A 7,343-nucleotide genomic window follows, 5' to 3' on the forward strand; every position below is an offset into this window, starting at 1 on the left:
GAAAACAAAGATAAATTTTCCCCTGTAGCCCACAAAGCTTTGAATTTCAATTTTAATTTTTGTTGTTTTTCTCTTCTTCTGAAGTTTCCTCCTCTTGCTCGGGGCTTTCAATAATGTCTATAGCCGGTTCCTTCAGCACTTCTTTATTGGCAATACTTCTTTCCAGGGAAAGCAATAAAGACGGCAACAACAGCAGGTTCGCCAGCATGGCAAACAATAAAGTTGCCGAGACAAGTCCGCCAAGGGCAACAGTCCCGCCGAAACTACTGATCATAAATACGGAGAAGCCAAAGAAAAGTACGATTGACGTATAGAACATACTCACGCCGGTTTCCCGCAGCGCGGCGTACACCGAACGCTTAATTTTCCAGTTATTGCTCTTAAGCTCCTGCCGGTATTTTGCCAGGAAGTGAATGGTATCGTCTACAGAGATCCCGAAAGCGATGCTAAATACCAAAATGGTGGAAGGTTTTATGGGAACCCCAAGAAAGCCCATCATTCCCGCGGTTATTAACAAGGGAAGTAGGTTAGGCACCAGTGAGATCAGGATCATCCTGAAGGACCGGAACATCCATGCCATGAGTCCGGCGATTAAGAAAATGGCAAGAGATAAGGAAAGTACCAGGTTTTTTACCAGGTAATTTGTCCCTTTCTGAAAGATCAGGGCTTTGCCTGTTAAGGAAACATCATAACGGTCTTCGGGAAATATTTTATTGATCTGCGGCCAGAGATTTTCTTCAATTCGTTCCATTTCTTCCGTTCCAATATCCTTCATAAATGTGGTGATACGGGCGTATTGCCCGGTGGAATCCACATAAGATGAAAGAAGATTATCGGTAGAAGACATGCCTTTAATATACGGCATGATAAAATTTTGCTCCTGCGAAGTGGGTAACTGGTAATATTTAGGGTTGCTGTTGTAATAAGCCTGTTTGGAATATTTTACCAGCCGCACCACAGACAGCGGTTTGGAAAGTTCGGGCACTTCAGCAATCAGGTTTTCCAGCCTGTCCATCCTTTTTAAGGTGGAAAGCTTCATCACGCCCTGTTTTCTCTTAGTATCTATCAGGATTTCCAAAGGCATAATCCCGTCAAACTCTTCTTCGAAAAATTCAATATCCTTGAAGAATTCAGCGTTTTGAGGCATATCTTCCAGTAAACTGCCGGAAACTTTAATGTTGTAAATGCCAATAATACTCAATGCCAGCAGAGTAACAGAGGCAATATAAATGCTTATCCTGTGGTGGCGGACCATCTTTTCCATCCAGCCAACAAAAGCACCAATCCAGCGTTTATTAAGGTGCTTGAGGTGTTTCTCCCGGGGCAGCGACATATAGCTGTAAATAATGGGAATCACCATAAGGCAAAGCAGGAAAAGCGCCAGGATGTTTATGGAAGCCACAATCCCAAATTCCTTCAGCAGTGTACTGTCAGTGAGTATAAAAGTGGCGAAACCCGAAGCGGTGGTAAGATTGGTCATTAAGGTGGCATTCCCCACTTTGGTGATCACCCGCTGCAGCGATTTTGCCTGGTTCCCGTGCTTCTGGATTTCCTGCTGATATTTGTTGATAAGGAAAATACAATTAGGGATTCCAATTACGATAATGAGCGGTGGAATAATGGCTGTAAGGATGGTAATCTCGTAATGTAAAAGCCCAATTACACCAAAAGCCCACATTACTCCAATACAAACCGTGATCATGGAGATAAAGGTCGCCCGCACGGAACGGAAAAAGAAAAAGAAAATGAGCGAAGTCACCACAAGTGCGGCGAGTAAGAAAAGCCCAATTTCATCGATGATATTTTGGGAATTGAGCGTACGGATGTAAGGCATTCCGGAAACCCTTACATCAAGATTGTAATTTTCATAGAACTCGTTTAGCAGTGGTTCCAGCTGCTCAAGGACAAAAGTTTTACGTTCTTTAGAATTTACTATGTCCTTATTAACATAGAGGGCAGATTGTACAGTATTGGAGTGCGAACTGTAAATAAGATTTTCATAAAAAGGCAGCCCGTTAAAAAGCTCATTTTCGTACTCCTGCAATTGGTTTTGATCCGGGTTTCCTTCTTCAATAAAAGGAACCATTTCAAATCTATTGGGGTCATTAAACTTTTCAAGGGTTTGTAAGCCATTGATGGATAGTACGTAATCTATCTGCGGAAAAGTTTCCAGGCTATCATTTAGGGCTGTCCAGGCCTGGAATTTTTCGGGGGTGAACAAAGCCGAATCCTGTACGGCAATAACAATTAAGTTTCCTTCTTCGCCAAATTTATCCAGAAAATCGTTATACGCCTGGTTTATAGGATGATCGTCCGGTAACAGGTTGGCTTCAGTATAGGAAAAACGCATATTTTTCCACTGGGTGGCCAGGCCTATGGTAATAGCAACAATAAGAATTATAATAGTTAGCCTGTTCCGAAGAATAAGCCGTGCTACGGAATTCCAGAATCCAAAGCTGAAAATCTTAGACATGCTGATTTTTTAAGGAGTGCAAAGGTAAAAAAAGCTTTCCTAATTCCTTAGGATAAACTCCTCAAAAAAAGGCACTTTAGAGCGGTAGCTGAAAGCTGAATTTAAGGGAGAAGTTATCCTCAAAACGGGGAAGGTGGTAGGCACCATACCGATAGGCTGTGGTGATACCGAAACCTGCGAAGATTTTATTTAGTTCTATGCCAACTTCAGAAAAACCCTTATCCATGGTTTTAAAATCTAGGCCTTTGTGCAGGTTTTTGTTTTTAAAATCACCTATGGCAAACCTGGAAACCAACACCAGTTCCGGCTGAATGCCTCGTGTAAAATAAAACGGCCTTAACTGGTGCCTGATGTTTAGCATGGCCTGCCGGTCACTGAAAAATTCATTAAAGTACATGATTTCAAAACTGGTGTTTCCGGCTACGGCAAAACGGTTCAGGATTGCAGATTTATTGGCATTGTTGGGCGAGGCGTGAAAAGTATGGGTTAAGGGCAGATCGCCAAAAGCATAATTTCCTTCCAGGATGAACTCGGTGCGGGATTGGTCCAGCCTTCTTATTTGATGGTCTGCAATTAGACCAAGCCTGGTAAAGGTAAAATCTCCTCCCGCAATGCCTTTAAATGCCCGCGAAACCTGTGCGGTGAAGCGCGGGAACCCGTCTTCAACTATCTGGTATTCTTCAGGGGTGTGCAGGAACCTGCTGAAAGGCTGCCATAAAAAGGATAAAGTAGCCTCAGCCAGATCATATTCAGAGTAATGTTTCCCGTTGTGAATATAATTGTAGTCAAAGCTGTTGTTCATCGAAATATGGCTTTTGCTAACAGCCAGCTTCGCTTGCAGTGTGGGAATAATGCGATGTTCCAGCCCGACACGCAAATTTTCATAGTTATAGAAATAGGTAATATTAGAATAGCGCGGTTGAAGAAGTGAGAAATCGTTCACCTTTTTCAGGTATTCAAAAGTTCCGAATTCCCTTATTTCATTTGTATAGCTGAGCCCAATAATGGTTTCAGAAGATTTATTCAGGTAAACTTCAGTTCCCAGGCTGTATTTAAATTTTTCATCTTTAAAACCATAGGCGCCATAGCCGTTAAGGCTGAATCTTTCAGAAAAATGTTTGTTAGTTTTTCCGCCAAGGCCAATCCTAAGGCCTTCGTACCGGTTGTACTTTAGTAAATTCCCCAGGTCTACATCCCAAAATTCCAAAGGATAATATCCGTTTTGCACCGCTTTTTGCACTTCCAGTTTGCGCTCTATATTTTGTGCATCAATAATGCTGTCCACAAACGCAGCCGTATTCCGGTCCCGCCGGGAATAAATTTGCTGGCGGTTTTCCTCCCAAAACCCAATTTTGCGCTCACCTGCTTCAGGAAGCACTTCAATGCTGGCTGCATTGGTTTTGCCGGAAACATCTTCTTCAAAATGGATTTCATAATTTGTGGCGGTGGAAGTAAGGTAATCATTAGGATTTGTTGCCGTGCCTCCCAACATGCTGCTTAAAACATCGCTTCCCCGTTGAAGGCTGCCAACCGAAATTACTCCACCAAAAACCGAAATATCCTTGCCTCCAGACCCGGGGCGGATATTGGTTACCTGCTTTTTTGGAAACCACAAATCTTCTTCGGGATAATAATTATAATAATGGTTTACTTCCAGTTTTATAGCACCCAGCAACTGCGCTTTCGCCTGCTGTATGGCGTAACTTAAAGTGTCCAAGTAAAGCACGCCCTCCAGCCCTGCCACAACTTTTTCCCTCCTGGGCGCGAAATAAATAACATATGCAGGCCTTTGAGCAGCGGTGGTGTCTAGAATGGTGAAATGGTAATTTTTTAAAGCATCATTGGCCAGTGGCGCAGCATAATCTGTTCCAAAGAGTTTATAGTCATTTTGGTAGAGAGAAAGCGGATTGCTTTCCAGGGACAGGACCTCGTAAACCGGTTCTTCAAATCCTGCGGTTTCCAGCCCTAATACTATTTCTTTTAAACCTTTGCCCCGGCTGTAGGTGTTCCTGGAAACTTTTTCTGAAAGATATGCCCTTCCCGTATTTATAATTGTTTCCATTCCCAGATTGGAAGTGTCAGCTTCCAGCCTCATGCCTTCTGAAAGGTTATCAATAAGCAATTTGGTGTAGGTTTTATAGCTGAAATGTTCCAGCGCCTTTTGCGGATCGTTCTTATTTTTGTTTATTATCGCCTTGCGGATAATATTATTTGCGGGATTTTCTCCTGAAGAAAGCGTCACGGCTGACAGCTCTTCTACAACAGGTTGCAGTTCTACCAATACATACTCTACTGTAGGGGAAACCTTAAGGGTTTTACTGCGGAAGCCCACGTAGGAAATTTGAAGCTTTAAACTATCCTGCGTATAATTAATCCTGAAGGAACCATCAATATTGGTTAAAACCTGCTCTTTGCCAAAACTGATTTTGGAGTAGGGCAGGGGTTCGCCGTTTTCAGAATTCACGATTCTTCCTGAAATGCTGTTTTGGGCAAATCCTTCCGCAGTAAGAAAAATGAAAACCAGAAAGAGCCAGTTACGCATGTCCTTTTTTGTTTAAAAGGTATTACAAATTTCAGGTGAAAATAAAATAAAAATTGCCAAACCGTAACCTTTGTTTTAGGTACAATCTGGCAATTTTCAATATTATAATATCAAAAAGGATTAGATAGTCATGATTTCCTTTTCCTTGGCAGCAAGAATTTCGTCTATCTTTTTGATGTGGGCATCGGTTAGTTCCTGAACATCCACTTCGGCATTCTTCCTAAGATCTTCTGAAATGTCTAGCGTCTTTAGTTCGTTATTTGCGATTTTACGGTCATTACGCACTCCAACTTTAGCGTCTTCAGCTTCAGCTTTGGCAGTTTTTACGAGCTGCGTACGTCTTTCTTCAGTTAAAGGCGGTACATTAATAATCACATTGTCGCCGTTGTTCATAGGGTTAAAGCCAAGATTGGCCTGCATAATTCCTTTTTCGATCTCGCCAATAAGGCTTTTTTCAAAAGGCTGAATAGTAATAGTACGCGCATCTGGAGTGGTAACATTGGCAACCTGGTTTAGGGGTGTTTTAGAACCATAATATTCTACCAACACTCCTCCAAGCATGGCAGGATTTGCTTTTCCGGCGCGTATATTTACAAGTTGTTTTTTTAAATGCTCTATAGCCTTTTCCATACCTTCTTTGGCGGTATCTATAACAAATTCAATTTCTTCCATTGTATAAGAATTTTTAACCTTTTCTTTTTTAGTTATAAATTGACTTTAGTTCCAACCTTTTCTCCTGTCACTACTTTAAGCAGGTTGCCCGGAGTGTTCATATCGAACACAATAATAGGCAATTCATTTTCCTGGCTTAGGGTAAAGGCGGTGGTATCCATTACTTTCAGTCCTTTTTTAATTACATCTTCAAAAGTAATATAGTCAAATTTGGTAGCTTTTTTGTCTTTTTCAGGGTCTGCTGTGTAAATTCCATCAACCCGCGTTCCTTTCAGGATCACATCAGCATGAATTTCGATTGCCCGCAATACCGCAGCGGAATCTGTGGTGAAGTAGGGATTTCCAGTACCTCCACCAAAAATAACCACCCTGCCTTTTTCAAGATGCCTGATGGCTTTTCTGCGGATAAAAGGCTCTGCAACTTCATTAATTTTTATAGCAGACTGCAGCCGGGTTTGAATTCCGCCATCTTCCAGGGCACTTTGCAGGGCAAGACCATTTATAACAGTGGCAAGCATTCCCATATGGTCGCCCTGTACGCGGTCCATTCCCTTACTGGCGCCTGCAACTCCTCTAAAAATATTTCCTCCACCTATCACTATTGCTACTTCAATTCCCTGGTCTGTAACAGATTTTATTTCTTCGGCATATTCTGCCAGTCTTTTGGGATCAATGCCATATTGGCGTTCTCCCATCAAGGCTTCACCGGATAATTTAAGAAGTATTCTTTTATAGTGCATAGCTAGAATTATAAATGATTGATGCAAATATAGATAATATCTTAGTTTGGGAAATAACATATATAAAAGGAATGTTATTCCGGTAGCTTTTATATTTTGACAGCTTAAAATGGCAGAATTCCAAAGGTAATTTGATTGGCGGGGTTTTTGCTATTCTGAATATTACTAATTCAAGAAAACAAAAAATGTTAGGATATTATTTAATAGCAGGATTAATCTTTATTGTGAGCATGTATGTGAGCAATAAACTGAAGAGCAAGTTTAAAAAGTATTCTAAAGTTCATCTTCAAAATGGGATGAGCGGAAAGGAAATTGCCGAAAAAATGCTTCACGATAATGGCATTTATGATGTTAAGGTAATTTCCACTCCAGGAATGCTGACAGATCATTATAACCCCAGCAAAAAAACCATCAATTTAAGTGAAGGAGTGTACACACAGCGCAATGCCGCGGCGGCAGCGGTGGCTGCTCACGAATGTGGCCATGCGGTGCAACATGCCAAAGCTTATAGTTGGCTGCAAATGAGGAGTAAACTTGTACCGGTGGTAAGTGTGGCTTCAAGATTTTCCCAATGGGTGATCTTTGGAGGTTTAATGCTTATGGCAACCACCGCTATGGGGAGTACTATTTTGCTGATTGGTATTATTATGTTTGGACTGGGAACCCTGTTCAGTTTTATTACGCTTCCGGTGGAATATGATGCCAGTAAACGTGCACTGGTATGGCTTGAAACCGAAAATATGCTTAGCCGGCAGGAGCATGAGGCCGCCGAGGATTCACTAAAATGGGCAGCGAGAACATACGTTGTGGCTGCTATTGGTTCTTTGGCTACATTGCTTTACTTTCTGAGTATTTATATGGGAGGCAGGGATTAAAATTATATTTCAAATTAGGTTGAAAATCATCTAAAATAAAA

5 protein-coding genes are annotated in these 7,343 nt (G+C 41.6%); 1 reads left to right on the top strand and 4 read right to left on the bottom strand.

The features are described 5' to 3' along the window. Window positions 1-52: 52 nt before the first annotated feature. The 4 genes from RM553_RS15070 to pyrH all read right to left on the bottom strand — a co-directional run bounded on the left by RM553_RS15070 (window position 53) and on the right by pyrH (window position 6,427). Window positions 53-2,473 (bottom strand): efflux RND transporter permease subunit, encoded by a 2,421-nt coding sequence (locus tag RM553_RS15070; protein ID WP_311535773.1) that lies wholly within the window; start codon window positions 2,471-2,473, stop codon window positions 53-55. Between the two features lie 76 nt (window positions 2,474-2,549). Next, complete coding sequence (locus RM553_RS15075; RefSeq protein WP_311535774.1) at window positions 2,550-5,015, bottom strand: DUF5686 family protein; 2,466 nt, start codon at window positions 5,013-5,015, stop codon at window positions 2,550-2,552. A 120-nt stretch (window positions 5,016-5,135) separates the two neighbouring features. Then, window positions 5,136-5,687: a ribosome recycling factor gene (frr, locus tag RM553_RS15080; RefSeq protein ID WP_311535775.1), complete on the bottom strand. Its 552-nt coding sequence runs from the start codon at window positions 5,685-5,687 to the stop codon at window positions 5,136-5,138. A 32-nt stretch (window positions 5,688-5,719) separates the two neighbouring features. Next, entirely contained in the window at window positions 5,720-6,427 is a 708-nt protein-coding gene (pyrH, locus tag RM553_RS15085) for a UMP kinase (RefSeq protein WP_311535776.1), read from the bottom strand. Window positions 6,428-6,612: 185 nt separating this feature from the next. Here pyrH and RM553_RS15090 point away from each other — a divergent pair, with 185 nt between their 5' ends. Then, window positions 6,613-7,302, top strand: coding sequence for a zinc metallopeptidase (locus RM553_RS15090; RefSeq protein ID WP_311535777.1), 690 nt, complete (start codon window positions 6,613-6,615; stop codon window positions 7,300-7,302). Window positions 7,303-7,343 lie beyond the last annotated feature (41 nt).

It is taken from the genome of Autumnicola tepida (assembly GCF_031846485.1).
GTDB classification, from domain to species: Bacteria; Bacteroidota; Bacteroidia; order Flavobacteriales; family Flavobacteriaceae; genus Autumnicola; species Autumnicola tepida.